This window comes from Candidatus Zixiibacteriota bacterium (assembly GCA_040753875.1).
Taxonomy (GTDB): Bacteria; Zixibacteria; MSB-5A5; order GN15; family FEB-12; genus DATKJY01.
The window spans coordinates 296,665-322,169 of sequence record JBFMDV010000005.1; the positions used below are offsets into that span (position 1 = coordinate 296,665).

Below are 25,505 nucleotides of genomic sequence, written 5' to 3' on the forward strand. Positions count from 1 at the left end.
GAAGCGGGGATCTTTATTTCATCAGGACCATTTTCCGGGTTTGGCTGAACTGGCCGGCATCGAGACGGTACAGATACACGCCCGAGGCAACCGCCTGACCGGATTGGTTGTCGCCATCCCAGACCAGATCAACGGTGCCGGCGTCGCTCGTGCCCTGGAATTCACGAACCAGATTGCCGGTCACATTGAATATCTGCAGAGTCCACGCGGACGCATGCGGCAGAGCGAAGCTTATCTGGGTCGACGGGTTGAACGGATTCGGATAGTTCTGTAACAGCGCGAACTCTTCAGGCATCGCGTTCGACTTCTGGGTGGTCGCATACGGCCGGCCGCTGTAGTCGGCCATTTCGGTGTAACTGATATTGGGGTGCTCGGCACCAGTGTACGGAATTTCGAGGATGGTATTGCGACCGGGCGCTATAGCGTTCGGCCCGACATCGAACACGAGCAGCTTGAGTTGTCCGTTGTCGACCGCGTATTTCAGGTCCATCCCCCGCGCCGCCGGCGCCAGCCGCGGCTCGTCGACGGTGACACCACCCGGAAGATCGCAGACGATATAGGCCGCGCCCACCGTACTGATGGCATCCGTAGAGATCGCCATGACACCGTTCTCGAATTCGGTCGTAACCAGCAGTCGCTCAGGATACGGCACGATTTTGGGAACCGGGTCAGCATCGCCGACGATCACGCGGATCAGGTACGCGAGGTCAGCAACAGTGAGCGTCAGGCCGTCGCCGGTTACATCGGTGGCGGCAATCTGACCGGTGACGCTGATCGTGAACGCGCTCAGCCCCTTTATAAAGTAGTTGGTGAATACGACGGCATCGGCGATCTCGTACGCCAGACCGTTCAGGTTAATATCGCCGCGGTCGTCGATTGAATCAGGGTGGATGATGCAGATACCGCCGTTGATATATTCGACACAACGGGACGGCGCCCCCTTGGCTCCGGGCACGATGCAGTTGTCGGAGGCCCCTACTCCGAACGGGCGAGCCGACTCTGGATAATTCACGTCATCAGTCTCATCCCAAATCAACTGGTGTTCGACATTGTAAATACGCCGGTCAATATACAACTCGGTTCCGGTGGTGTCTGAGAAGGAGTTGTCGCCGCAGTCGTACCAGACGAAGTTGACCGGCACGAATTGCCCGCCAAGCGTCTGGTCGTTGGAGATGAGAAAATTCATGCGGGCAAGGAGGCCATCGGGCAGTTTGGTCGAATCCGGCGGGTGATGAGCACCGTTGTTGATTTCAGCCAGGCCGACCAGCCGCACCACTCCGGACGGACATGCCGAACCGCAGTTGCCGCTGCCGAGGTTGTACGTAAAGTACTCCCAGCCGGTAATGTCACTGCCGGACAGGGTGGCAGATTGGAAACTCACGGCCGAGGCATCATAGCTCATCAACAGATCAAAACCGCCGATCGGCTTGTTGGTCTGAACGTTCAAGTCGACGCTGGTGTACACGCCGACAGGCGTGCAAGGCCCGCCATCGACCATCAACCGCACACACACATCGCAGTCCGGCTTCTGATTTATGGTCACATGAATCGTGTCGCGCACTACGTGGCAGCCATCGGTGGCCTCCACGCAGAGTTCGATCGGCCCGAAGCTCGAAGGCAGGAAGCATATGGCGCCATCGTTTGGACCGAGCGGGCGATATGTCCCCGGGCCACATACTTGCGTAATGGTCACCGAACCATCGGCATCCGTCACACTGATACCGGAGATGCAAACTGAATCCGGGTCATCGGGACACCTGTTGAAGCTGAGATTGTCCGGGATCGTCAGCACGGGCGCCTGGTCTTCGGTGACAGTAACGGTCGTCTGACACGTATCGGCGCCACAGGGGCCGCTCGCGATGATGCGAACGTTGGTGACTCCTGCCGAACTGACCGGCAGACACACCGAGCCATTGGTGTAGAAACCGGATGGGCTCACCGAGATCTGGACATCGGTACCGGTGATAGTTACCGGGAAGCAGATCGTGTCGGGCTGGAGCAGGCACATGATCGTATCGACAGTGGCCGGACAGACAACGTTGGGAGCGATCCCCTGTGTGACGACAAGGTTGAATTCACAGGTGTCATTGCCGCACAAGGATTCCGCGATCACGGTTATCGGATACGTCCCGGCCTGAGTCACGTAGACACTCACCCGACCGGTGGCCGGGTCGTAGCTGCCGGCAGGCAGAACACGTACAGTAGCGGTAGATGGCGTGACGAGCGCCGATACACGGATCGAATCCGGACCACAGATCGCCGCATGCTGGTCCCCTTCAGGGCAACTGATAGTTGCGGATGCCCCCTGAGCAAAGGTATAGCGAACGGTGTCGACAGCCTGTGCGCCGCAGGAGTCCTCAACGGTGACGATCAACGTGGTCAATCCATAGGCGGCAGGCGTAAAACAGACCTGAGAGCCCTGGACTGTCCCGATGTTGCTGGTGATACTCCGAATATTATTGTCCGGGTCGAGTCTGGTAATGGGCTGACAGATCTCCGGCAACGTGCACACGGTCATCGAAGTGTCCCGGCCGGCCGCTACCTGCGGCGGGCGGTTGAGCACGGCCGTGACGGTGAATGAGCAAGTGTCCTCGGCGCATCCGGTGGCAGTCGCCAATGTAACGGAGTAGCTACCGGACGTGAAGATCGGCACGCAGACCTGCTGACCGTTGAGATAGCCGCCACTGACGACCTTCACGGAAACGCCTGACGGCTCGGTGGCAAAATCATAGCAGAGTGTGTCCGGACTGCAGAGGAACACGCTTTGGTTGCCGGCACAGGTAAGCTGTGCAGCCGGCATGAAATTGACGCGAGCACGAATGAAGCACGTGTCGCTGGTGCATTCAGCCCGAGACACAACCCGAATCAGATAGAGTCCGGCAGTGTCGGCGAAGAACCGGACGGTTCCGCCTGCATACGTGCCGAGGCTTGTCGTAACGTTGGTATCATCTCCCGTGATTGTCAGCGGGACAAAGACGGAATCCGGTCCGCACTGAGCCGTGGTAAATTCCTCGCCGCTTGGGCAGATAATGTCGGTGGTGGTCCCCTGGCGAACCCGGATGCAGATGTCGATCGAGTCCTTCGCGCCGCAGATATCGGTGGCGATCACCGGTACACAGGTCGTGCCTGTATCGGCGAGATAGATGCAGATATTGCCGAACTCGGAGCTGTAGGTCCCACCAAAAACAGTCACATTGAGCAGATTGTTGTCAGCATCGGTGACCGTAAGTGGCACACAGGCGAGAAGATAGCCGCAGGCTACGAAGACAGTGTCTGTCGGTATGTAGGTGATGACCGGCGGTGTATTCTGTAGGGCGCGGATAAAAATCTGATCGGTTCCGGTGGCGCCGCAGGAATCGGTCGCCGACACGGTCACCACATACAGTCCACCGCTGGATACGGTCAGACAGACGGTCCCCTGCTGGGGATCGTACGTGCCGCCGGTAACGCTGACACGGTCTATGTTCCCGTCAAGATCGCTGATGCTTACCGGGAAGCAGAACTGGCGGGGATCACACACGGTGAAAGAGGTATCGTTGGGAAGCCGGATCACCGGTTTGCTGTTGGTCTGGATGCGAGCGATGAACTGGTGGCGTTTGATGACGCCGCAGGCAGTGGTGACTTCGACCGTGATATTATTCTGAATACAGCAGGAAGAATAGAAACAGACGGCCTGTTTGACGGGATCCCAACGGACTGCCGTACCGATTACGCGCACGGTGGCATTGGCCGGGACGCCGGTGATCGGGAAGCAGAGTGACTCCGGCTGGCACGAGAAGATGGTCGTGTCGCCGGGGCCGCCAAGGACAATGCTCTGGTCAGTGTTGACCGTGACTGTGGCCGTGTCTTTGGTGACAAGGCCGCAGGCATCAGTAACAGTTAGGATGATCTGATACGTGCCGCTGTCATAAGGCACGAAACAGACCTGGCCGTTGCTATAGCTGCCGCGATTGACGGTTGTTGAGACGATGTTGTTGTCCGGGTCGCTGACGAACACCGGCAGGCAGACATTGACCGGCGAGCAGAGGTAGACAGTAGTATCGCGGAGCTGGGAAACGACCGGCGCGCGGTTTTGTTGGACTGTGACGACGACAGTGTCGACAGCAGTGGCGCCGCAGCTATCAGTGGCGGTGAGGATTAACGTATACGCGCCGCTGCCTTCGGGGCTGAAGCACACCATGTCGTTGAGGTCGTCATATGTACCGATAGATGTCGTGACTGAGGCTAGGTTGTCATCGAAGGCGTCAACCGGTAGACAGATGGGTGCAGGAGCACAGGTGAATATGCTGGTGTCCTTGCCGAGCGTTACAACCGGTGGCTGATTTAGCATCACCGCCACAGACACGGAATCGATGGCAGTCAGGCCGCAATGATCGGTCACAGAAACACGGATGAGATGCTGTTCGTACTGAACAGCCTGGAAACAGACCTGTCCGGTTTCAGGGTTATAAGTTCCGCCTTCAGCGACGACGCTCACCACGTCATTGTCATCGTCACTAATGATCACCGGCACGCAAACCTGCTGAGCTTCACAGAAGAAAACAGTAGAGTCACTTCCCAGACTTACAGTCGGTGCATGGCCGCCGGTGACAGTCAGTACGGAATAACAGGTGTCGGCCTGGCTGCTGTCGGAGGCGATGATCTGGATCGAGTACTGTCCAGCGGACGTGATTGGCACACAGACCTGGCCGTTGGCGTACGTGCCGATTGGGCTTACCACGACTTGCGCATTGAAGGGGCTGATTGTCACCGGCAGGCAGACGGTGGTCGGCTCGGTCAAGCAGAGGAGTGTATCAACCGCGCCTCGACAGGTGACAGTGGGCGGGATATATTGATTCGCTTCGATCGTGAACTGGCAAGTATCAATGTTGCAGTCGCCTGAAGCGACGACGGTAAACGAGTACGAACCGGCAGCTTCAATATACACAACTGCCTCGCCGGTCAACTGATCGTACACGCCATTCGGCGACACTGTCACATTCGCTCCTGCCGGTGTCACCGGGACCGATACGCGGACTGAATCAGGGAAATCACCCGAGACGGGAATCACAGCCGGCGGGCAGGTGAGGTCAACAGTTGTCAGAGCTTCGTAAGTAACAAAGGCTGTATCCGCTATCTGCACGCCGCATTCGTCCGTGGCGATAAGAACAAGCGCATACGTACCGGGTTCAACCGGTGTGAATATAACATCGTTGCCGTCGAATGTCCCCTGTGAGATAGATACATTGTTCAGGTTGCCATCAGGGTCGACCGCACTGTAATGCAGGCGAACCTCAGGGATCGTACCACAATAGGCAATGGTCGTATCTGGACCAATAGATGCGTTCGGCGGCTGGTTCACAGCGGCATGAATAACAAACGAGCAACTATCGACATAGCAGCGGTTGGCGGCCGAGACCGTGACTGTGAAATCTCCGGCACCGTTGACCGGGACATGCACCGTTCCGTTATCCCACGTCCCGGATGGAGTGACCCGGATCGAACCGACATCGCCGGTGATGGCTACCGGTATATCGAGCGTATCAGGCAGGTTGCACAGGAAGACGCTGGTATCGGTCACGCCGCATGTCACGCTCAGAGTGCCGGTCATGCTTACCGGCACTACCAGCGTGCAGGTATCGGCATTACAGGCAGCGTTGGCAATAACGCGAATTGTATACAGGCCGGCCGTGTCGGCCGGGAAACAGATTTGCCCATCAGCATAGGTACCGAAATCGGGAATAACCTGAAGCGGGTTACCGTTGACGGCTATCGGCACGCAGATGGTTCCTGGGGCGCACAGGGCGAATTCCTCAGGCTGACCGCACAGAATCTCGACCGTCCCGCCGGCGCCGACAGACACGCGCGCGGTGTCTTCATCGAACGAGCCGCACGGGTCAGTGGCAGTCACGACAATCTGGTAGTCGCCAAACGTAGTCGGGGTGAAGCAGATGGTGTTGTTCTCGGCATTGTAGGTTCCAAGCGACGGCGCAATGGTCAGCCGGTTTCCATCCGGATCCCCGAACTGGATCGGCAGGCAGATCGGTGCGAGATCGCACTCCGTTAACATCGTATCGGTGGTAACAAAACTGACAGTCGGCGGACGGTTGACCGTAACGATGAAGATTTTCGTGGCCGTGGCGCGCCCGCCGCAGGAATCGGTGGCCGTCACGGTAACGGGATATGTGCCGGTGGCGGTTGCATTGACACAGACTACTTTGCGTGCGGCATCGTAGGTGCCGCCGGTGGCGGTGACATCCGCGACATTGTTATCGATATCAGTGATGGTCACGGGGAAACAGGCTTCACCCTGCTGACAGAGGGAGGCGCTGTCACCCGCGATGGAGACAGTTGGTTTAGTGTTGGTCTGGATGGTGGCGGTGAACGAGTAACGTTTCACCAGACCGCACGCAGTGGTGACCTCGACGGTGATGCTGTTCCGAATACAGCACTCAGAATAGAAACAGACACTCTGACGAGCGGCATCCCAGCGAAGCGCGGTGCCGATGACGCGGACAGTGGCGTCCTGCGGAATGCCATAGATCGGGAAACAAATGGTGTCGGGCGCACAGAGGAAGATCGTGGTATCACCGGGGCCGCTCAGCGTAAACTGGTCGGTGCGGATTCTTATATCAGCAGTGTCAATGGTGACGCCGCCGCAGGAATCGGTGGCGGTGAAAATATATCGGTAGAGGCCGCTGTCATAGGGTACGAAACAGATCTGGCCGTCGGCATAAGTACCATGATCAACCGAGACGCTCGCCAGGTTGCCATCCGGGTCACTGATCGGGACACTCACGCAGAGATTCTGCGGAGAACAAAGATAAATAGTGGTGTCCGGCGCAACGATGATCGGCGGACGGCTTAATCCCACGAAAACGTTCAACGTATCGGTGGCGGTCTGTCCGCAGGAGTCGGTGGCGGTTATAATCAGAGTGTAAAGGCCACTCCCCTCCGGCGTGAAGCAGACCTGGCCGGTCACCGGATTGTATTGTCCCAACGAGTTGGTGACCGAATAGAGGTCGTTGTCGGTGACGCTCACGGCATAACAAAGCTCTCCGGTGAAGCAACCGACCGTGTCGGCGGCTTTCTCGAATTGCACTCCCGGTTTAGGATTGAAGGTGGTGCTTACAAACGTGGTGTCAGCACCGGTCGCACCGCAGGAGTCGACAGCAGTGGTTATTACCCTATACGTGGACGCAGTATCGGCTACAAAGCAGACGGTCCCTGTCTCGGCGTTGTACACACCGATATTGGCGCTGATGGACACGATGTCGTTTTCAGGGTCGGTGATTGTCACCGGTACACAGATAGTATCAATGCCGCAAATCGCCTTGGCGAAGTCATCCGATGAAATTACGACCGGTGGCTGGCCGGGCATGACTTCGACAGTGAGCGTGTCGGAAACAGAGCGTTCGCACTGGTCGACCGCTGTGACGATGATTTCGTAAGTGCCGGATGTTTCCGGCGTGAAACAGAGGTCATTGGTGACTGGATTATAGGTACCTATGTTCGACGAAACCTGCAGGGAGCCATCGCCTGTGACAGTCACGTGATAACACTGCTGTCCAGTGGCGCAGACGAGAGTGTCTGAGACAAGTTCGAATTGTACTGCAGGCAGTGCGCGGAACTGGACGGTAATGACGGTGGTGTCGCTCGACGAAGCACCGCAAATGTCGGTGGCGGTGGTGACGATTGTGTACGCGCCGGCGGTGTCGGCGGTGAAACAGACCTGATTGCGGTTGGGATCAAACGTGCCGACGTTCGTCGTAACAACAAGCTGGTCGCCATCGATGTCCCCTGCCGTGGCGTTAAAGCAGATTATTTCCGGACTGCACAGCGTGGTCTGATAACCGGAGTCGGCGTTCATAACCGGTGCGTGATTGGGGACAACGGTAATATAGACGGTATCACGGAAGCATATCTGGTCGGGGCCGGGCGGGCAGTTGTCGGTCAGACAGAGCACAAACGGGTATGTGGCCGAATCGGGGCTGCCTGGCGTAAAACAGAGATGACCGGTCCGGTCATCGATCATATTGAAAGTTCCGAGTCCCTCAAGCAGAGTAATTTGAACCGGTCCGCCCTCCGGGTCGATGGCCGGAATATCGAGGCAGATCTCGCCGGTTGTGCAGAGATAAAAGGTTGAGTCGTGCAGAGTCAGGTATGGCGGCTGGTTGATGTAAACCGAATCGCGTATGAAGGCGGTATCGATACCGCACAGGTCAGCGACCGTCACGGTGAAATACGACACGCCCGAACTGGTTGGCGTGTAGGTTATGACACCGGTCGATGGATCAATCGTCCCGGGGCCGGAGATTTTTGCGAACGTCAGCGGGTCGTTTCCCGGGTCGGAGGCGACAACCGACAACTCACGAACTGCGGTCTCATAGCAAAGCTCTGCGGAAAAGTACTGGTCACTTGTTGTCGGAGGCAGGTTGATCTCGACCGTAATCGTCACCGTATCCTTGACGATATGGTTCTGCTTGTCCTTGAGCATCCAGATGAATCGATAGCTTCCCGCGCCCGGCGGCTGGAAACAGACAGTAGTCGTAAACTGATACGGGAATTTCTGCGGTGTGTAACTTATCGGGCCCTCGACCAGCGACAAGGTCAGCGTGTCGTAGGTATCCGGGTCGGTGGCGCTGATCTGGTAACACGACGAATCGCCGACACAGAGACGCCAGGTGGTATCGCCCGGCAGAATCAGGGTCGGATACCAGGTGGGATCAGCCTGCGCGACCGACGTGGTAACATCGGTCGAGATCGATTGTCCGGGGGATGGCGCCGCCACGACGAATTGCGGAAAAAACAAGCAAAGAAAAATTGTCGGAAATCTAAGGAAGGAGATCAACCGCTTCATCTTTCCTCCACACACGACCGGGCTGACCGCACGTTATCCCGCTGTCGGCGAAATCTATTGGCCGAGACGATGCCAAATGGAGTTGTTCGCAGGGAACTCCCCCTTTGGACTTGCAGGATTTACGATATGGGCTACCTTCAGGTCGGGTAAGACCACACTGCAGTAATCAGTAGCTGCTCTAAAATCTATCGAAACCATACAAATATACCGTTTTCCCCAGATTCGTCAAGTGGTTATGCCATTTCGAGCCAGTGTCGACGCAAGAATTGGGCCGAAACCCAGGCGGTTATCTCGTTGGCGTCTAAGGTGCTTTTCACGCCGTCACGGCCCATTTGGTCGGCCTGCTGCCCAAGCTGTGCAGAGTTCTGCGCATACTGGACCTAAGACTCCTCGGTGTATCGTTGGTGTAGACGTGGCTTTAGATGATTAGCTCCTCCGTTTGGGTTCGTTATGGTGCAGTAATTGAGCTAAGTACTTGGGAATCAACAACCGTTTTTGGGTTCGTTTTGTCATTTTTTGTTGCTCCGTCGTTGCCGTCCTACGGACACGCCGTGCGACGCTGACGGATTTTACCACAGACGGTGGCTATTCAGTTCTTTGTAGGTCAAGACCCCTTCAGGGGCTCAAACATGGGTGGGGGTCTTGACACCTCGGGTAACAAAACCCCCTCCTTCAGAATAGTTCTTTGTAGGTCAAGACCCCTTCAGGGGCTCAAACATGGGTGGGGGTCTTGACACCTCGGGTAACAAATCGTCAAAACCCCCTCCTTCAGAATAGCATCATCGAAGTTTTCACCTACAACTCGACGCCACGATGACAACTGGGCTGCCACGCCGCGGTTCGAGCCCTCTTGCGTCGGTTCGAGCCCCCTTGCGTCGGTTCGAGCCCTCTTGCGTCGGTTCGAGCCCCCTTGCGTCGGTTCGAGCCCCCTTGCGTCGGTTCGAGCGAAGTCGAGAACCGAACCCAGGCTAATCGCGTCTCGTCTGCGCTCGACGCGACGGAAAGTGGATACTTGAAGCAACTAATAAACTGCAAGAAAATTGGCAACGGCAGGGTGGCCCACCCGCTTGCGGGTGGGTTTGTGTCGGAGGGTAACCCGGTAACACACCTATTCAGGCGTGATCTCAGACTTGCCCCGTAACCCCATCGATACTGGTACCTCCACTTTCCCCACTAAATCCCGGCAGATTCCGATTCCCTCCCCATTGATAAATAAGGGAGTTACTATGCCTGCCAGTCAAAAACAGACCCGCGCCAATCGGCGCAACGCCAACAAATCCACCGGCCCCAAAACCGACGAAGGGAAAGCCGTCGCCGGCCGGAACGCCGTCAAACACGGCCACTACGCGAATACCGTCGTCATCACCTCCCCACAGATCACCGAGGATCAGGCCGAATACGATCGCCTGTTGGCCGATATCACCCGGGAACTCAAACCGGAAACGCCGCTTCAGGAGCATTTTGTCTGCAAGATCGCCAACTGTCTCTGGCGCTCCCGGCGTGCTGCCACCGCCGAAACCGCCGAAATCACTGCCCAACTCGCCAAGGTCGATACGGAGATCGAGCAAGACGCCGAGTGGAGAGCCCGATGGCGCGGCGACGACACCTATCCCGGCATTGAAGACCTCGGCGAAACCGAGCGCGCCGCCCGCGACATCACCCTACATCAGCGCCTCATCCCCGAGGACAAAGCCGCCTACAACATTCTCCGATACGAAATGCGGCTCGACAGGCAGCTCACTCGCGCCTATCACATGTTTCTGCACCTGAAACAGCGACACCGCGTCGCCGCGCGACGACGTCTCGCACGCACGCGAAAACTCGCCGCCTCGCGTAAGTTGCTGCGCCCCAAGCTGCGTGCGGGTCGCGCACGGGCCGTCCGACCTCCCGAGATTTCCTCCAAGCCAATGGACAACATTGACATTCACGAACGTGTCGTATCCGAACGCGACATGTTGGCGATGTCTAACTCCGTATCCGCCAATTCGGTAACACCCCATTTCACGTGTCTTGACAAAAATGAAAATGACGAAACGAACCCAATTGGCAGCCGGTTCTTTGTAGGTCAAGACCCCTTCAGGGGCTCAAACATGGGTGGGGGTCTTGACACCTCGGGTAACAAAACCCCCTCCTTCAGAATAGCATCATCGAAGTTTTCACTTACAACTCGACGCCACGATGACAACTGGGCTGCCACGCCGTCGGTTCGAGCCGCCTTGCGTCGGTTCGAGCCCCCTTGCGTCGGTTCGAGCCCCCTTGCGTCGGTTCGAGCGAAGTCGAGAACCGAACCCAGCCCAATCGCGTCTCGTCTGCGCTCGACACGACGGAAAGAACGATGTGACTTGTAGCAATGAGACGACCTTGTGTGGACATTCTGAAGTGCGTTGAGGGCCTGTATTGTTCGTTGTGGCGGGTCAGGTCTTGCAGCCGCAAGTTTCATCATCGCCGCACTTCGACTCGCTCAATGCGACGACGACAGAGCGCACTTGCACTGAAGCGCGGCCGTATGACCCGCCACTTTTTCAGCAGTCCCTTTATAGAGTGGGATTGGTGCATTTCGCGCCACGACGAGGAATCTGACCATCGACATGTGTCATTCCCGCGCACGCAGGAACCCAGCCGCAGCCAACCCCTGGATTCCCGTTTTGTTGTTCCGGCAGTTCTTGCTCGCCCGAGACGAACAGAGATTTGCCATTACATTTCCGCACGCGCTGTCGAGGGCGAGTGTGAACTGCCGGTCAATGACCAGCCACCTATTCGGTCGGGGCATCAATTTACACCTGATATGTATGTCACCAACTATAGGCTGCAGGTCACACAACACCTTCGGCTGGGGTCGCTCATCCGGCAGGTGGCCCACCCGTTCGCGGGTGGGTTCGTGTCGGGTGACGCCCGACCGCACTACTGAATTCGTTAGTGCCGAGATAGACTGATATGGGAGAAGGAGAATGTGCTGGACCCAGCCTTAGGCTGGGATACAACTGGAAAGTGTGACCCTCGCGACGAATGCGGGCGCAATCCGGTCACACCAACCCCCCCCCTTGACAAAATAGGCCATAATTGCCTTCTTTCTCGGCAAGTAGAGATCGAAACAGTCATAAGGAGACCAGCATGGCCAAGAGCGCCGCCAGGAGTGTCACCAAATCCGCCGCCAGGCCGATCCAGAAGCCGGACATCAAAACCGGCTCGAAAAAGACAATCGATGTCCTGCTCGAAGAGAATCGCTTATTCAAGCCTTCCCCCGCTTTCATCAAACAAGCCAATCTGAATCACGGCTCGATTCTTAAGGCGGCTGAGGCGGACCCGGTCAAGTTCTGGGAGAGCATGGCGTCTGAGCTGGTCTGGAAGAAGAAATGGTCCAAGGCGCTTGATTGGAATCCACCGGATGCGAAGTGGTTCGTGGGGGGAAAACTGAACGTGACCGAATCCTGTCTCGACCGTCATATCAACGAGGGAACCGGGTGCCGTCGGAACAAAGCGGCGCTTATTTGGGAAGGGGAACCGGGTGACAAGCGTGTGCTCACCTATTTCGAACTCTGGCGCCAGGTGAACAAATTCGCCAACGTGTTGAAGAAGCTCGGTGTGAAAAAAGGGGACCGGGTCGCGATCTACCTTCCGCTCATTCCGGAACTAGTGATTTCCACTCTGGCGTGTGCGCGGATTGGGGCGGTGCATTCGGTGGTATTCGGCGGCTTCTCCCCTGAAGCGCTGCGGGAGCGAATCAACGATGCGCAAGCCAAAGTGCTGATCACCGCCGACGGCAGCTACAGGAGGGGACAGATTATTCCGCTCAAGCACGACGCCGATGTGGCACTCGCGGATTGTCCGACGATTGAGCATTGCATCATAGTCAAGCGGGGTGACTTTTTACTGCGCGTGAAAGAGGGACGGGACCACTGGTATCACCGCCATATGCAGGAAGCGGAGAATTACTGTCCACCGGTCTATATGGATGCCGAGGACCCACTGTTTATCCTGTACACATCGGGAACGACCGGCAAACCGAAAGGGATCGTGCATACATGCGGCGGCTATATGACTGGCGTCTATGCGACCAGCAAATATGTGTTCGATATGAAGAACGAAGACGTGTTCTGGTGCACGGCGGATATTGGCTGGGTGACGGGGCACTCGTACGTGGTGTATGGACCGTTGGCGAATGGCGCGACACAGGTAATCTATGAGGGAGCGCCGGACTGGCCGGACCAGGATCGATTTTGGCAGATAGTGGAAGATTATGGAGTGTCAGTCTTCTACACGGCGCCGACGGCAATCCGCGCGTTCATGAAATGGGGGCGGCAGTGGCCGGACAAGCATGACCTGAGTACGCTCCGCCTTCTCGGTTCGGTTGGCGAGCCGATCAATCCGGAAGCCTGGATGTGGTATCATGACGTTATCGGTAAAGAGAAGTGCCCCATCGTTGATACCTGGTGGCAGACCGAGACCGGGCATATCCTGATTACACCGATACCGGGGGTAACATCGACAAAACCGGGTTCGGCGACGCGCCCGTTCCCGGGAATCAGCGCGGCGATTCTCGACGAAAAAGGAAACGAGATCAAGGAAGGGGGCGGTTTCCTGGCGATCACCAAACCGTGGCCCGGCATGCTTCGGGGAATCTGGGGAGACCGCCAGCGGTATGTCGACACTTATTGGACCAAGTGGCCGGGGGTCTATTTCCCCGGCGATGGGGCCAAGGTTGATAAGGACGGCTATTTCTGGATACTGGGGCGGGTTGACGATGTGATCAACACCGCCGGACACCGCATTTCGACGATGGAGGTGGAGTCGGCGCTGGTGGAGCACCAGGCAGTCGCCGAAGCGGCGGTAGTAGGTGTGCCGCACGAGCTAAAGGGAGAAGGACTGGTGGCGTTTGTGACGGTCGGGTCGGCGATCAAACCGGACGACCGGCTGAATTCGCAGCTCAAAGATCATGTGGTGCGCAAAATCGGGGCGTTAGCGAAGCCCGAGAAGATCATCTTTGCGTCAGATTTGCCGAAGACCCGCTCGGGGAAGATCATGCGACGGCTGCTTCGCGACGTGGCCACCGGCAAGGTGCTGGGGGATACAACCACGTTATCCGATCCTGAAGTAGTGGCGCGCATCAAGCGGCGGTACGAAGAGGATTGACCTGGTTTGAAAATTCCACACTGGGAGACGGGCATCCAGAACAAGGGCTGTCCCAAGAGTCGCTAAGCCAGTTGCGTCAGGTCACAACCCCGACTTCGTCGAGGTTAGGACCCGACGCAACTTCGTCAAAATTCCACGCAGTGAGGCGGGCAGCCAATACAGGTGGCCCGTTTCTCTATTGGACGACTTGATACGGAATGAAAAACCCGCGGATGAACTTCTTGTCCTGCGTCTCGAAGAAGGTCTGGACGAAAATGACACTGAATCGGCGAGGGACACCACTCGGCGTCTGCAGTGTGTCGACAAAGCTGTTGGTGCCGAGGCGGTTCATTGAGAACTGGCGATAACGGTCGATTCCTGGTGCAGTATACAGATGGAAATACTCGAGGTTGTTACTGCCCCTCTTTTTCGCTTCAAGGACAAGCTTTGAAGCGGCGGTGACCGTATCCAGGGACTGCAGACGAGTGAATCTCGGCAAATAGACTTTCAAGATAGTATCTATAAGCGTATCCTGATACGAGAACGACTCGGCCTCGATGACCGATTGGTCCGGCTTGGTGACCGTGAAAATCGGAACGGGGTCAAGCTCGCCAATACCGTTGTACCCCCACAGGAGCCAACCGACAAAATCATTACTGTCATCACCCAACTTGAGGAACGCGCCGTATCGTCGAATCTCTCGGTCCTGGACCACGGTATCGGTTTCAACGCCCGCGACTATGCGCGAGCGCTTCACGGTTAAAACGTCCTTCTGTACCAAAACAGCTTCACGCAGAAGCCCGAAATGCTCATAGATTTCTTCGCCGTTTCCAAGAAATACGTCGTACTCACGAGTCCTCGAAAGGAGCGAGTCCCGATAGTCGGCGGTGTCGGGATAAATCTTGTATGCCTCCGGCAACACCAGGCTGTCGGCGCCAAATAGAAGCTTACCTTCATAAGTCTCCTGCGCGTAGCGGATGATCTCCTCGACATCATTGACATGCGGAACATCCTTCTCCTTACACGCCAGGAGCAGAGCCAGCAGGGCCAACAGAAGCCACACCGGCCAAATCAGTATGGACAAGCGGATATTGTTCTTAGCGGCGTTTGCGTTGTTTGGCATGCTTGAGCTCGTTCTTCAAGGTGGTGACTTCATCTCGGATCAGGATGGCGGTTTCAAAATCCAGATTCTCCGCTGATTTTTTCATCGCTCGCATCATAAACGCCAGTTGATCCTCACTCGACATCAACTCGAAATGCTCGGGCTTCTCGAACCTGGCCTCTTCGACTGTCTTGCTGTCCGCAAACGCGGTTGAGCGGATGATCTCATCGCGGGTTTTGTAGATCGTCTCCGGGTCGATTCCGTGCGCTTCATTGTAGGTCAGTTGCTTGGCGCGGCGGCGATTGGTCTCCTCGATCGCCTTACGCATCGAGTCGGTCACTTTGTCGGCATAGAAAATGACGGCGCCGTTCTTGTTGCGGGCCGCCCGTCCCGCTACCTGTACAAGCGACCGTTCGGACCGAAGAAAACCCTCTTTGTCGGCATCGAGCACCGCGACCAGCGAAACCTCAGGCAGGTCGAGTCCCTCTCTGAGCAGATTGACGCCGATCAGGACATCGAACTCAGCCAAGCGGAGGTCTCTGATGATGGAGGTTCGGTCTATGGAATCGATCTCACTGTGGAGATACCGCACCCGGATGCCCATGCGAGACATGTAGTCGGTGAGGTCCTCGGCCATCCGCTTGGTCAGGGTGGTGGCGAGCACCCTTTCCCCCTGTGCCACACGCTTCCGCACTTGCTCCAGCAGATCATCAACCTGGGTGCGAAGTGCTCTCACCTCGATCACCGGGTCCAGCAATCCGGTGGGGCGAATGACCTGTTCGACTACTACCCCCTCACATTTTTCCAGTTCGTATTCAGCTGGCGTGGCGGAAACGTAGATACGTTTCTGAAGCAGATTATCGAACTCCTCGAAAAAGAGCGGTCGATTATCCAGCGCTGATGGCAACCGGAACCCATGCTCTACCAAGACCTCTTTGCGGCTTCGGTCACCCGCAAACATGCCTCGCGCCTGCGGAATCGACTGGTGGGACTCATCGATGATAGTCAGGAAATCATCGGGGAAAAAGTCGATCAGCGTCTTGGGCCGTTCCCCCGGCTGACGTCCGGTGAGATAGCGCGAGTAGTTTTCGACCCCGGTGCAGTAGCCGACTTCTTTGAGCATTTCCAGATCGTAGCGGGTTCGCATCTCCAGCCGCTGGGCTTCGAGGAGCTTATCGAGCGAGCGAAAAAGCTCCAGACGTTCCTTAAGCTCTTGTTCGATCTGGACAATTGCGCCTTGAAGAGTCGGTTTGGAGGTGACGAAGTGCTTGGCCGGATAGATGGCCACTTTGTGCCGTTCAGCGAGAATCTCCCCCGTCAATGGGTCAATCTCGGAGATACGTTCGATGGTATCACCGAACAGCTCGACACGCAGCGCTGTCTCGCGATAGGCCGGGATGAGCTCGATGGTGTCGCCGCGAACGCGGAAATTGCCACGCGAAAAGTCAATATCGTTGCGGTTGTAGTGGATGTCGATCAGATTGCGAATGAGCTGGTCACGGTCGATATCGGTGCCGACCTGCAGGAACAGGAGTTGCGCCTTGTATTCCTCAGGCGAGCCCAAACCGTAGATGCAAGAGACTGAAGCAACTATGATCACATCATCGCGCTCGAGGAGCGAAGCGGTGGCCCGGAGGCGGAGGCGGTCGATGTCCTCATTCATCTGCGTATCTTTTTCGATGTACGTATCGGTGGTAGGCAGGTAGGCCTCGGGCTGGTAATAGTCATAATAGCTGATAAAAAACTCGACGGCGTTTTTCGGGAAGAACGCTTTCAACTCTCCATAAAGCTGCGCCGCGAGAGTCTTGTTGTGGGACATGACCAGAGTGGGGCGCCCGTGACGGGCGATAACGTTGGCAATAGTGAAGGTCTTGCCGGAGCCGGTCACGCCGAGAAGGGTCTGATGGGTGCGTCCCTGAACCAGACCGGCAGTGAGTTCATCAATCGCCTGTGGTTGGTCCCCCTTGGGCTCGAAACCGGCATGCAGTTCGAAATGGGCCTTTGACCCTGTGTTCAATCCGCGAGTATCCGTGTGCATAGGTCTGTGTATCTGACGTTCGTCGTACCCAATATAACTGAAACAATCGACCGCACAATCGCGTTCGCTTGCGGCAGACCCAGAAGTGACCTGGTGTTCAAACGGGAACTATCCGTACCAACGCGGGTGTAACTCTTTGAATGGCTTAGCACGAGCGGAAAAAAGACCTTGACTTTGCCCGCCGAAAACATAGCTTAGGCGGCTCAAATATAATGGCTCGTATGGCAGAATCGTCGTCAGGAGGAAAATTGATGTACGCGATATTTCGGTTGGCCGGGTTTCAGTTCCGAGCGGAGGAAGGAGAAGTTCTCCGGGTACCCGCAAAACTTCAGACCACCGGGGATCATGTGGAGATCTCCGACATCCTGTTGGTCAAGAGCTCGGACCACGCGCTGGTGGGGACGCCGTTCGTGAGCGGCGCCAAAATCGAGGCGGCGTTGATCGGACGGGGCAAGGGTGAGAAAGTGCACGGCTACAAGTACAAACGGCGTACCAAAGCCCGCAAAGCGCTGGGGCATCGGCAGGATTATTCGGAACTCAAGATTCAGAAGATCGTCGCTCCGAAAAATTGACGCACAGGCAGACGAGAGTGAACACGAGAGCAGGGACTGCTCTAATAGTCTGGCTGGCCATGATGGCGTTCGGCATCGTGGTCACTGCTCAGGAATCACTGAATGTCACCGACGTAGAGGTGGTAGGCAATCGCGTTGCCACCTCTTCCCTTGTCATGGGGGTGTCCTCGATTGACAAGGGGAGCCCCCTCACACCCGCTTCAGTTCAGGAGACAATCCGCCGGCTGTACAGACTTGGAGTCTTTGAGAGCGTGGCAGTCGAAGCGGAGCGGACCGCGGGCGGCGTCAAGGTCTTTATAGTCGTCAAGGAGCTTCCCAAGCTCGCCGGTCTGGAGTTTTCCGGCAACAAAGAGTTCAAGAGCAAGGAGCTTCAGGAAAAACTGAAGCTCGGTGTCGGGGGATACATCTCTCCGTACCTCATCGCCGTCAAGAAACAGGAAATCGTCAAAGCGTACGCCGACAAGGGGTATTTCCGCACCGAGGTTTCCTCCAGCCTCAACTACAGCGCCGATTCCTCCGAAGCAGTGCTGACCTATCGTATCGACGAACGCTCCAAGGTCAAAGTCGAGCAGGTGATCATGACCGGCAATGTGCGGGTGAAGGCGAGCGACCTGATCGGCAAGATGAGAAATCGAAAACGCGGCTTCCTTAAGAGTTCCACGTTCGTGGAGGAGAAATACGAAGAGGATCTGCGGAAGGTGGCTGACGAGTATCACAAGAAGGGGTACATCGACGCCTATATCGTATCCGACTCGACCCGCATCGACAGTACGACCAATCGCATGAAGATATACCTCGACGTGTACGAAGGGCCCCTGTATTACTTCGGCAAGGCTGAGTTCAAGAACAACGAGGCGCTGAAGACCGACGTGCTGCGAAAAAAACTCAAGTTCAAAGAGGACGATATTTTCAACGCCGAAGTGTACGAGAAATCGCTCTACGAACTGTACACGGCGTATCAGGATATCGGCCATCTGCATGTACGGGTGAACGACGAGCGAACCACGCGCACAGACTCGATCGTCGACATCGCCTATGATATCGCCGAGGGGCTCCCCTCGCATATCAACCTGGTCAAGATCGTCGGCAACTCCAAGACCAAGGACCGCGTGATCCGCCGCGAGTTGTCGGTGCTTCCCGGACAGGTGTTCAACCGGGCGCTGCTCATACGTTCGGTGCGCGATGTCATGGCGCTCAACTTCTTCTCCAACGTCGAGCCGGTGCCGATCGACCTGCCGAACGGCGATGTCGACCTTGAGGTCAAAGTGGACGAAAAGCAGACCGGGCAGATCTCGGCCGGAGCGGGATACAACAGCCAGGATAAACTGGTTGGGACCCTGGGGATGGGGATACCGAATTTAGGCGGCAACGGCCAGAATCTCACGTTCAATATCGAGTTCGGCAAGAACCGCAATTCGTTCTCGCTGTCGTTCACCGAGCCCTGGTTATTCGGCAAACCGACCCTGCTCGGGTCCGACGCTTACCTGGCCAACCGTCGGTGGTACGACGAGTACACCGAGGGACGACAGGGTGGGTCGGTGCGATTGGGACGACGTCTCAGCTGGCCGGACAACTACTTCCGCGCCTATGCGGCGTTCCGGCTGGAACGGAACAGATTCTATGATTTCAGCGATGCCTTTGATACCAACAACCGCTTCAAATCGTATTACTACAAGGACAGCGACAGCAGCGGCGCGTACAGTTCCGCCGATTCGCTTGTGACGACGCACACGTATGGCGCGTATCCGGGTTCTGTCCTGGCGTACAACGAGGACTGGAATACGGCATCACGGCTCTCGCTGACCATCACGCGAGATTCCCGAAACCTTCCGGAGTTCGCGACCAAGGGCTCAGAGGTTTCGTACACCTTCGAGAACACGGGTGGACTGCTGGGTGGGTTCTGGCACTATCAGAAACACCAGTTGTCGCTGTCCAAGTTCGTGCCGCTTATCGGCAACACGGTCGCGCTGGCGGCACGCGTGCAATATGCGATGCTCACCGCCCCCGACGGCGACAGCCGGATTCTGGTATCGGATCGATTTTCACCCGGCGGCACGGCGTACGACGGGATCGTTCGCGGCTACGACGACGGTATCCTTACTCCGGACTCGGTCGTGGCCCAATCCGACAGCATACTCTGGTACAACGATCCGAATCCGGACACCCTCACTGACACCGCCCAGTTGGTTTCATACAACCCGTACACGACCCGGGTGCGCGGCAAGTACATGCTGGTGACGAATCTCGAACTGCAATTCGCCATTGCCAAACAGCAGTTTTATGGATTATTGTTCTTCGATGCCGGAAACTCGTGGCTGCGCCGGACCGATATCAAACCGCTCACGGATCTCTACCGGGGGGTTGGGTTCGGTTTCAGAGTAGTGGTGCCGGGTATAGGCACGATCGGCTTCGATTTCGGGTATCCGCTTGATAAATATCGACACCAAAAGCAGAGCTGGAAACCGCACTTCCAGATCGGGACGACTTTCAGATAATGATGTTCAGTAGAGGAGATAGAGTAATGCTGAGAATGAGACACGCGTTGATCCTGCTGTTTACACTGGCCCTGATGGCCTCCCTGGCGGGCACCGCAGGCGCCCAGGCGACCAAGATCGGCTTTGTCAAGGATGAGGAGATCAAACAGGGTTACAAGGCCTGGACCAAAGCACAGGAGCAGTGGGAACTGGAACGGAAGACTTGGGACGAACAGGCTCAGACCATGCAGACAGAACTCCAGGAACTCGTGGACCAGTACGACAAGCAGAAGCTGATTCTCTCTGACGACAAGAAGAAGGAGAAGGAAGCCGCGATCCGGGCCAAGCAGGAGGCGCTTGATGCTTTTACCAAGCAGATCTATGGTCCCGGCGGCACGGCCGAACGGAAGCAGCAGGAACTGATCGGCCCGCTCCTCGAGAAGGTCTCCAAGGCCATTGAGGCCGTGGCGGTCGAAGGGGGGTTTGACGTGATATTCACCATGCAGAGCGGTCTGGGATATATCAAGGAGACGTATGACGTGACCGCCAAGGTGCTGGAGCAACTTGACAAACTCGAGCAATAGTCCCGGCTACACGCTGGCTGCCCTTGCGACTGCCGTTGGTGCAGAACTTCACGGAGACGGCGCCATAGTCATTACCGGCGCCGCTCCGATCGAAACCGCCGGCGCCGATGATATCTGCTTCGTGGCCAACCCCGCCTACAAGAAATACATCACAACGACCAATGCCGCAGCCATAGTTCTCGATCACGCTCAGGACGCAGCCGGTCGACCGGCTCTCCGACATGCCAATCCCTATCTAACGTTTGCGCATATTCTCGATCTGCTGTATCCGGATCCCGTCCTGGTTACGACCGGCGTGCACAAGAGCGCGGTCATTTCAGCCAATGTGGCCATTGAACCGTCCGCGGCAGTCGGGCCGTTCTGTGAGATACAGGACGATGTCACCATAGGCAAGGGAAGCCGACTGGTGTCGTCGGTATTTGTCGGAAAAGGGTGTCGGATTGGCGACAATTGTCTTATTCACCCCGGCGTGAGGATACTTCACGGTACGCAGATCGGGAACAACGTCATTCTCCATGCAGGCACCGTGCTTGGTCCCGACGGTTTCGGATTCGCACCGTCGGACGCGGGTCTCAAGAAGATCAAGCAAGTGGGTTGGGTGGAGATTGGCGACGATGTGGAGATCGGGGCTAACTGCACGATCGACCGGGGAGCGCTGGGCCCGACGCGGATAGGGCAAGGCACCAAGATCGACAACCTGGTACAGATTGCCCATAACGTTGAGACCGGCCGGCACTGCATTATCGTATCGCAGGTAGGGATTTCCGGTTCGACGAAATTGGGCAACGGCGTCGTGCTGGCCGGTCAGGTAGGTTTGGTGGGGCATATCGAGATCGGTGATGGCGTCAAAGTGGGGGCGCAGTCCGGCGTCCATAAGTCCATCCCACCCGGCAAAGAGTATTTTGGCTATCCGGCGCGAGAAGCGATAGAAGCGATGAAGATCAGCGCGGCGCTGAATCGGCTTCCAGAGCTCTTGAGACGGGTGCGAGCGCTCGAAGAGAAGCTCGATAAATAATCAGGTCGACAGGCGTTCCTCGATCTCGGCGATCTTTTTCCAGTTCCGTTCCATTTCCTCCACGTAGCGAAGCACCGTCGCGCTGTCATTGTGGTCGGCGGCACCACGGATCCCGCAGAGCGACCCCCATTGCTGTCGGTTGATTATTTTCAACGACGTTAATTGGTTGCCGAGGTTGGTTACGGCCCGGTTGAGTTCTCCTGCGATTTCTTTCAGATTGCTGTCCCCGGCGACGGTCAGCCTGGATGTCAAGTTCCCTGCGCTCAGTTCCTTGAGTCGGTCGATGATCCGCTCGGCCGGGTCGACCGCCCGAGCGGTCGGCAGGATGGTCATCACCGCGATTGCAGTGCTGGCTGCAACGACGGCTGATATCATGTACGGCAAGAGCGTGACTGCGGCCAGATTTATGGCCGAGCCGACATCGGCGAGCAGACTCCCGGTCTCGGCGCCGTTGAAATAGGTGATGATAGCGGTGCAAATGACAACGGCCGAGCCGGTAAGCAGACCGATACGAAGATACAATCGGGATTTCTCCATCCGGGAACGACTGGTCACACCGGCAGTTGGGCTGTCTGTAGTCATGGTCTCACCTCCGGGTCACCTCCATGGGACCGGTTTTCCTCCCCCTGTTCTCCGTACCCATTCTCGGTCGACCGCGGGCGATTTCTTAGTGCAAAGAACTGACAGCCGGTAGCAGAAACAGCGCAGAGGTAACACTCTGCGCTGCTGAAAATTGCCCCGGTGATGTTCACCGGTGAATCAGGGAAGGGAGCAATTAGAACGGCAGGTCGTCATCGCTCGGCCCCTGATCTGGCGGAATCGGAACCTCGTCGGCGGCTCCACCTGTCGACGCCCCTGCGCCTGGCCCTCCCGAATCGGCGCGGTTGCCGATAAACTGGAAACTCTGGACCACAACCTCGGAGACGTATCGCTTGTTGCCTTCCTTATCATCATAACTGCGGTTATCGATACGCCCCTCGATATACACCTCGCGTCCCTTGCGGAGGTATTCTTTCATGACTTCGGCGGTCTTTCCCCAGGCGACGATATTGTGCCAGGTGACCGACTCCTTTTTCTGTCCGTCGGGTCCGGTCCAGCGTTCGTCGGTGGCCAGCGAGAATGTGGCAACCGCCTTCCCGCCCGCGGTGTATCGAAGATCCGGGTCTTTGCCCAATCGTCCGATCAGGATCGCTTTGTTTACGCTCATAAGGGCTCCTCTCAATCAATGAAGTGTCCGAAGATACCTAAGGTCATATCCGGTGTCAAGGAAGGCCACAAATCCCTTGATGGCGTGTCGGCGGTTCACTATCGTGGCGGCACGATGAGTGACGCAAAGGGCAAACTCTATCTCGTGCCAACGCCGATCGGTAACCTCGGCGATATCTCTCAACGAGCCTTGGCGACGCTCCAACAGGCGGATCTGGTGGCCTGTGAGGACACCCGCGTCAGCGGCGCTCTACTCAAGCGATTTAGTATACAAAAGCGGCTGATCTCCTATCACAATTTCAACGAAATGGGCCGGGCCAGGCAGCTTCTGGAGGAGTTGCAAACGGGCAAATCGGTGGCGGTGATCACGGACGCTGGTTCTCCAGGCATCTCCGATCCGGCGTATCGGGTGGTGAGAACAGCGCTCGACCACGATATCGAAATAGTCGCGCTCCCCGGACCGAGCGCACTGATACCTGCACTGACGGCATCGGGGCTGCCGACCGACCGGTTTTTCTTCGAGGGGTTCCTGCCGGTCAAAGGGGCAGCTCGGAGAAATCGGCTGAAAGTTCTGAAATCGTTCGAGCATACGCTGGTATTCTATGAATCGCCGCACCGGATCAACAAAGCTGTGGCTGACATGCACGAAGTGCTGGGGGACCGGCGGGCGTGCCTGGCGAGAGAGATTTCCAAGAAGTTCGAAGAGTATCTACGCGGCAGACTGGGCGAGCTGGCAGAGATGCTTAGCAAGAGGACTATCAAGGGGGAGATCGTACTGGTGGTCGAAGGGCTCGGCAAAGGGCATCCGGAGGCCGGGGATGAAGAGGCCGGCATATGAGACGTGCCGCTAACACGCAGCGCATCTATCCCTATGACTGGCTCATAATAGGCTATTCGGTATCCATGCTGATACTGATCACGCTGTTTGGCCGGCCACTACAAGAGTACGCGGATGAGTTGTTGTTTTACTCAGGGACAGCGGTCCTTGCAGCCGTGCTGGCACGGTACCTGACCGAAGACTCCGGATCAGCCCAGAGATTCATTCGACTCTTATATCCAATGCTGCTGTTCACCCTTTTCTACAGGATGACCGGGGGGACGATGTTCCTAGTGTTCGATCGGTTCTTCGACAGCCAGCTGACGGGGTTGGAGCAGCGGATCCTCGGCGTGGAACCCTCGCTGTCTTTCGACCACTATCTGCCAAATACGCTGGTAACGGAACTGCTGTCATTCAGCTATTTCAGCTATTATTTCATGATCCCGGTCTTCTTTCTGGTGACGTTTTTTTCCCGGAGATACGATGTAATCAAGAGGTCAATGACGGCGATCTGCATGATGTTTTTTGTGTCATACCTGTTGTTCGTACTGTATCCGATCGAGGGGCCGCGCTGGCATTTTGCCGAACTGTATACCAACAGCATCACTGGTCCGTTCTTCCGACCGCTGGTTGACCTGGTAATAGCCAACGGCGCCGTTCGAGGCGGCTGCATGCCGTCATCACATGTCGGCGTAGCGCTCGTAGTACTGGTGTACAGCCTGAGACAAGATCGACGGATCGGCTGGTTCCTTGTCCCCATCAATCTTGGTCTGGCCGCCGGAACGGTGTGGGGGCGCTTTCATTACGTTTCGGATGTGGTCGTTGGGGCCGCTATTGGTATAATATCCGTGCTGTTGGTTGACCGGTACTATCCCCGCTTCGCCCCTGCGAATACGGAACAACAAACGTCGAGGGAGGTTGTATACCACAATGCATCCTGAGCTTTTCCGTATTGGACCAGTCCCGATCAAGAGCTACGGCCTCATGCTGGCGATCTCGTTTCTCTTGGGTATCTGGTATGTGTACAGGGTGACCAAACGGGACGGCAAGCCGTTCGATCCGTATCTGACTATCGCGTCGTTGATGATATTCTCAGGCGTGGTCGGGGCGCGCCTGTTCTACGTGGTGTTCCATCTGGAGGAGTTCAAGGACAACTGGCTGGCTCTGTTCGGGTCGTTCGATTCCCACGAGTTCGGGATCGCCGGGTTGAATCTTTACGGGGGGGTATTGACGGCGATCGTGGCGGTGTTCTGGTTCACCCGTCGCTACAGGATGAACCTCCTGGAAGTGTTCGACTATTTCTCCCCCACGCTCGGGCTTGGTCTGGGGATCACGCGCATTGGCTGTTTCTTAAATGGCTGCTGTTTTGGCACGCCGACCGAGCTGCCCTGGGGAATCAGCTTCCCGCCCGGTTCGATACCATATTCAGTATTTCAAAGTCTGCCGCTGCATCCCTCGCAACTGTACAGTTCGCTGTACGGACTCCTGTTGTTTCTGCTCTTGCACTTCATGATGAAACGAAAGAAGTTTATTGGCCAGCTTGTGGCTGTCCTGTTCATGGTGGAGGCTCTGTTCCGTTTCACGATCGAGAGTGTACGATATTACGAAGACGAAATGGTGATTAAACTGGGTGGGACTGTGATCACCTACAACCAGATCATTGCCGTGGGACTGTTCGTGGCAGGAATAGCAATATACCTGATACAGCGCAAGCGTGGCGCACTGCCGCCGCGGACAGCTGCCATCTGA

15 protein-coding genes are annotated in these 25,505 nt (G+C 56.6%); 8 read left to right on the plus strand and 7 right to left on the minus strand.

All coding sequences use genetic code 11. The features are described 5' to 3' along the window. Positions 1-13: 13 nt before the first annotated feature. The 3 genes from AB1644_02860 to AB1644_02870 form a co-directional block, all read right to left on the minus strand. On the minus strand, positions 14-8,839 hold the full coding sequence (locus AB1644_02860; GenBank protein MEW6049988.1) for a T9SS type A sorting domain-containing protein: 8,826 nt from the start codon (positions 8,837-8,839) through the stop codon (positions 14-16). 1,124 nt (positions 8,840-9,963) lie between these two features. Then, positions 9,964-10,407 carry a hypothetical protein gene (locus tag AB1644_02865; protein ID MEW6049989.1) on the minus strand — a complete coding sequence of 148 codons (444 nt, stop codon included), beginning with the start codon at positions 10,405-10,407 and terminating at the stop codon, positions 9,964-9,966. A gap of 93 nt (positions 10,408-10,500) precedes the next feature. Further along, complete coding sequence (locus AB1644_02870) at positions 10,501-10,908, minus strand: hypothetical protein (protein ID MEW6049990.1); 408 nt, start codon at positions 10,906-10,908, stop codon at positions 10,501-10,503. A 1,042-nt stretch (positions 10,909-11,950) separates the two neighbouring features. On the opposite strand from AB1644_02870, the gene acs reads away from it, so the two are divergent. Beyond that, the gene (gene acs / locus AB1644_02875; GenBank protein ID MEW6049991.1) at positions 11,951-13,969 is read left to right on the plus strand and encodes an acetate--CoA ligase; all 2,019 of its coding nucleotides are present in this window, start codon (positions 11,951-11,953) and stop codon (positions 13,967-13,969) included. Between the two features lie 175 nt (positions 13,970-14,144). Here the strand turns inward: acs and AB1644_02880 are convergent, their stop codons facing one another. Together AB1644_02880 and uvrB are read right to left on the minus strand one after the other, a co-directional pair. Continuing rightward, complete coding sequence (locus tag AB1644_02880; protein ID MEW6049992.1) at positions 14,145-15,071, minus strand: hypothetical protein; 927 nt, start codon at positions 15,069-15,071, stop codon at positions 14,145-14,147. Beyond that, positions 15,046-17,067, minus strand: coding sequence for an excinuclease ABC subunit UvrB (gene uvrB, locus AB1644_02885; protein ID MEW6049993.1), 2,022 nt, complete (start codon positions 17,065-17,067; stop codon positions 15,046-15,048). Before uvrB ends, AB1644_02880 begins: the two co-directional genes overlap by 26 nt. 272 nt (positions 17,068-17,339) lie before the next feature. Here uvrB and rplU point away from each other — a divergent pair, with 272 nt between their 5' ends. From rplU to lpxD, 4 genes are read left to right on the plus strand one after another with little or no spacing between them, the layout of a single operon-like run. Then, positions 17,340-17,660 (plus strand): 50S ribosomal protein L21, encoded by a 321-nt coding sequence (gene rplU / locus AB1644_02890; GenBank protein MEW6049994.1) that lies wholly within the window; start codon positions 17,340-17,342, stop codon positions 17,658-17,660. Between the two features lie 17 nt (positions 17,661-17,677). Beyond that, positions 17,678-20,155, plus strand: a complete 2,478-nt coding sequence (gene bamA, locus AB1644_02895) for an outer membrane protein assembly factor BamA (GenBank protein ID MEW6049995.1) — start codon at positions 17,678-17,680, stop codon at positions 20,153-20,155. 26 nt (positions 20,156-20,181) lie between these two features. Beyond that, complete coding sequence (locus AB1644_02900) at positions 20,182-20,718, plus strand: OmpH family outer membrane protein (GenBank protein MEW6049996.1); 537 nt, start codon at positions 20,182-20,184, stop codon at positions 20,716-20,718. Beyond that, on the plus strand, positions 20,699-21,733 hold the full coding sequence (lpxD, locus tag AB1644_02905; protein ID MEW6049997.1) for a UDP-3-O-(3-hydroxymyristoyl)glucosamine N-acyltransferase: 1,035 nt from the start codon (positions 20,699-20,701) through the stop codon (positions 21,731-21,733). Before AB1644_02900 ends, lpxD begins: the two co-directional genes overlap by 20 nt. On the opposite strand, the gene AB1644_02910 is transcribed toward lpxD, so the two are convergent. Beyond that, positions 21,734-22,315 carry a hypothetical protein gene (locus AB1644_02910; protein MEW6049998.1) on the minus strand — a complete coding sequence of 194 codons (582 nt, stop codon included), beginning with the start codon at positions 22,313-22,315 and terminating at the stop codon, positions 21,734-21,736. Positions 22,316-22,508: 193 nt separating this feature from the next. Then, complete coding sequence (gene ssb / locus AB1644_02915) at positions 22,509-22,940, minus strand: single-stranded DNA-binding protein (protein MEW6049999.1); 432 nt, start codon at positions 22,938-22,940, stop codon at positions 22,509-22,511. Between the two features lie 114 nt (positions 22,941-23,054). Between ssb and rsmI the strand changes: the two genes are divergently transcribed. Genes rsmI through lgt form a run of 3 tightly spaced genes read left to right on the plus strand, consistent with a single transcriptional unit; the run spans position 23,055 to position 25,505 of the window. Continuing rightward, complete coding sequence (gene rsmI, locus AB1644_02920; protein ID MEW6050000.1) at positions 23,055-23,777, plus strand: 16S rRNA (cytidine(1402)-2'-O)-methyltransferase; 723 nt, start codon at positions 23,055-23,057, stop codon at positions 23,775-23,777. Then, a complete protein-coding gene (locus AB1644_02925) occupies positions 23,774-24,697 on the plus strand; it encodes a phosphatase PAP2 family protein (GenBank protein MEW6050001.1) in 924 nt (307 codons plus the stop codon). Before rsmI ends, AB1644_02925 begins: the two co-directional genes overlap by 4 nt. Further along, a complete protein-coding gene (lgt, locus tag AB1644_02930) occupies positions 24,687-25,505 on the plus strand; it encodes a prolipoprotein diacylglyceryl transferase (protein MEW6050002.1) in 819 nt (272 codons plus the stop codon). The genes AB1644_02925 and lgt overlap by 11 nt, the downstream gene beginning before the upstream one ends.